We start from the raw sequence: 3,326 nt of genomic DNA, 5'->3' as shown, positions 1-3,326 counted from the left end.
CGGCGCGAGGTGGCGGCGCTGGGCGCGCGCCAGGACGCGATCTCTCAGGCCGAACAGCAGGCGGTCCAGGCCGAGGGCGGGCTGAGCGAGGCCGAGGCGCGGCTGGGCCAGCTGTCGCCGACGGCCCCGGCGGCGGCGCGGGTCGAGGAGATCTTCTACCGGCCGGGCGAGTGGGCGGCCGCCAATACGCCGGTGCTGGCCCTGCTGCCGGACAGCGAGGTCAAGCTGGTGTTCTTCGTGCCCGAGGCCGAGATGGCGCTCTATCGGCCCGGCCGGACGGTGCGCTTCACCTGTGACGGCTGCGCGGCGCCGGGCAGCGCCCGGATCAGCTGGGTCAGCCCGCGGCCGGAGTTCACCCCGCCGATCCTGTACAGCAAGGGCAGCCGCGACCGGCTGGTCTATCGGGTCGAGGCGCGGCCGGCCAATGCGGCGACGCTGAACCCCGGCCTGCCGGTGGACGTGGCGCCGCTGGGGGCCGATCAGTGACCGACGTCGCCGGGCCGGTCATCGACGTGCGGGGGCTGAACAAGTCGTTCGGGGCGCTGCATGCGGTGAAGGATTTCGGCATCACGGTCGAGCGCGGGCGCATCTGCGGCTTTCTGGGGCCGAACGGGGCGGGCAAGACGACGACGCTGCGGATGCTGTGCGGCCTGCTGACGCCCGACAGCGGCGAGGGCACGGTGCTGGGCCACGACGTCATGACCCAGTCGCGGCTGATCAAGCAGCGCGTCGGCTATATGACGCAGAAATTCTCGCTCTACGAAGACCTGTCGATCGAGCAGAACCTGACCTTCATGGCCCGGGTGCACGAGCTGGACCGGCGGAAGCAGCGGGTGCAGGCGGCGCTGGACGGACTGGGTCTGACGGCGCGGCGGGCGCAGCTGGCGGGAAACCTGTCGGGCGGCTGGAAACAGCGGCTGGCGCTGGCGGCGGCGACCCTGCACGGGCCGGACCTGCTGCTGCTGGACGAGCCGACGGCGGGGGTGGACCCCGAGGCGCGGCGGACCTTCTGGGACGAGATCCATGCGCTGGCCGCGGACGGCATGACCGTGCTGGTCTCGACCCACTACATGGACGAGGCCGAGCGCTGTCACGAGATCGCCTATATCGCCGGCGGGCGGACGCTGGCGCGGGGCACGGCGGACGAGGTGATCGACGGCTCGGGGCTGGTGACCTTCCATGCCGAGGGGCCGGGCGCGGACCGGCTGGGGGCCGAGCTGCGGGCCAGGCCGGGGGTGGAGATGGCGGCGCCGTTCGGAACGGTGCTGCATGTGTCGGGGCGGGACCGGGCGGCGCTGGAGTCGGCGATCCAGCCCTACCGCAAGGCGCCGCTGACATGGACCGAGACGCGGCCGACGCTGGAGGACGTGTTCATCCAGCTGATCCACGACATCGAGGCCGAGAAGAAGAGGGCGGCCTGAGATGCTGTCCCTGACCCGCACCTGGGCCGTGATGGTCAAGGAGTTCATCCAGCTGACGCGCGACCGGCTGACCTATGCGATGATCCTGCTGTTGCCGATCGTGCAGCTGCTGCTGTTCGGCTACGCCATCAACGACGATCCGCGGAACCTGCCGACGGCGGTGCTGGTGCAGGACAACGGCGGTTTTTCGCGCTCGATTCTGACCGCGATGAACAACAGCGGCTATTTCGACATCACCGTGCAGGCGCGCAGCCAGGCCGAGCTGGACCGGGTGCTGGAGCGGGGCGAGGTGCAGTTCGCGGTGATCATTCCGGCGGACTTCACCAAGCGGGTGGTGCGCGGCGACGCGGCGCAGATCCTGGTCGAGGCCGACGCGACCGATCCGTCGGCGACCTCGGGGGCGGTGGCGGCGCTGGCCAGCCTGCCGTCGCAGGCGCTGACCCGGGACCTGACCGGGCCGCTGGCGGCGCGGGCGCCGGGGCGGGCGCCGTTCGAGGTGATCGTGCACCGACGCTACAATCCCGAGGCCATCACCGCCTACAACATCGTGCCCGGCCTGCTGGGCGTGATCCTGTCGATGACGCTGGTGATGATGACCTCGCTGGGCATGGCGCGGGAGCGCGAGCGGGGGACGATGGAGAGCCTGCTGGCCACGCCGGTGCGGCCGCTGGAGGTCATGGTCGGCAAGCTGGCGCCCTATGTGCTGGTCGGGCTGGTCCAGGCCGTGGTGTTCCTGGTCATGGCGCGGCTGCTGTTCGAGGTGCCGATGAGCGGCGGATGGATCGCCCTGGGGGTGGGGCTGATGCTGTTCATCGTCGGCTCGCTGTCGCTGGGGTTCCTGATCTCGACGGTGTCGAGGACCCAGCTGCAGGCGATGCAGATGAGCGTCTTCTACATGCTGCCGGCGATCCTGCTGTCGGGCTTCATGTTCCCGTTCCGGGGCATGCCGGACTGGGCCCAGGTTCTCGGCCAGGCCATTCCGGTGACCCATTTCCTGCGGGTGGTGCGGGGCTCGCTGCTGAAGGGCGTCGGACTGGAGAACGCCGGGCCGAGCCTGTTCGCCCTGGGCCTGTTCGTGCTGGTGGTCGGGACGCTGGCGATGATGCGCTACCGGACGACGCTGGACTAGGTCGGCCCGCCGATCGGGTGGAACGGCGCCCGCGCGCATGGTTAGGTGGCCCGTCCGCAAGGGGGAGGGGCATCCATGGTCGCCGGCTTCGCGCTCAGCCTGATGGTCGCCGTCTTCGGCGGCGCGATGCAGACGCCCGAGGCGGAGGACCCGACCCGCTGCGAGCAGGTCAGCGCCACGACCTTCCTGCTGGAGGGACCGGTGACCGAGGCGATGGCGGACTGCGTGCGCGCCCAGCTGGCGCCGACCACGACGGAGCTGGTGGTCAACAGCGGCGGGGGCGACATCAAGCAGGCGCTGGATATCGCCGAACGGCTGGAGCCGCTGACGCTGACGGTCCGGGTGCGCGAGCGGTGCTATTCGTCCTGCGCCAACTATTTCCTGCCCCTGGCCCGGCGGCTGATCGTCGAGCCCGGGGCCGCGATCGTCCTGCATGGGGGCGCGGACCCGTTGTTCCTGCAGGGCCAGATGCTGGAGCGCCGCGAGCGGCGGATCCGGGACATCATGCGAGACGCCGGCGTCGACAGGGACGAGGCCGAGGCCCGGTACGAGGCCTCGGTGGACGGGCTGCGCACCCTGATCGACCGCCAGCAGGCCTTCGCGGTCCGCCATAACGTCGGCATGGGCTGGTTCCTGTACCGCGAGGAGGGGGACCGCGACGTCGGCCGCTGGCTGACCGGGCGGCGGGGGCCGAAACCGCATCCGTTCGGCTGGCGCTACATGCTGGTCGAGGAGCCGTTGATCCGGTCGTGCCTGCCGGACGTCGAGATCGAGCC

Annotated in this window: 4 protein-coding genes; all 4 read left to right on the top strand. The window is 71.0% G+C overall.

The annotated features are described in order from the left end of the window. The coding region (locus RDU12_RS14195) for an HlyD family efflux transporter periplasmic adaptor subunit (protein ID WP_308685272.1) at nucleotides 1-486 on the top strand (486 nt) is incomplete at its 5' end. Beyond that, nucleotides 483-1,421: an ABC transporter ATP-binding protein gene (locus tag RDU12_RS14190; RefSeq protein WP_300293269.1), complete on the top strand. Its 939-nt coding sequence runs from the start codon at nucleotides 483-485 to the stop codon at nucleotides 1,419-1,421. The genes RDU12_RS14195 and RDU12_RS14190, both read left to right, overlap by 4 nt. A 1-nt stretch (nucleotide 1,422) precedes the next feature. Further along, a complete protein-coding gene (locus tag RDU12_RS14185) occupies nucleotides 1,423-2,550 on the top strand; it encodes an ABC transporter permease (protein ID WP_308685269.1) in 1,128 nt (375 codons plus the stop codon). Nucleotides 2,551-2,625: 75 nt separating this feature from the next. Next, nucleotides 2,626-3,326, top strand: a 701-nt coding sequence (locus RDU12_RS14180; protein WP_308685267.1) for a hypothetical protein, incomplete at its 3' end; no start/stop codon positions are given.

The organism is Brevundimonas sp. (genome assembly GCF_031082345.1).
Taxonomy (GTDB): Bacteria; Pseudomonadota; Alphaproteobacteria; order Caulobacterales; family Caulobacteraceae; genus Brevundimonas.
Note: the sequence above shows the minus strand (reverse complement) of the source record. Positions and strands in the feature narration are given on the sequence as shown.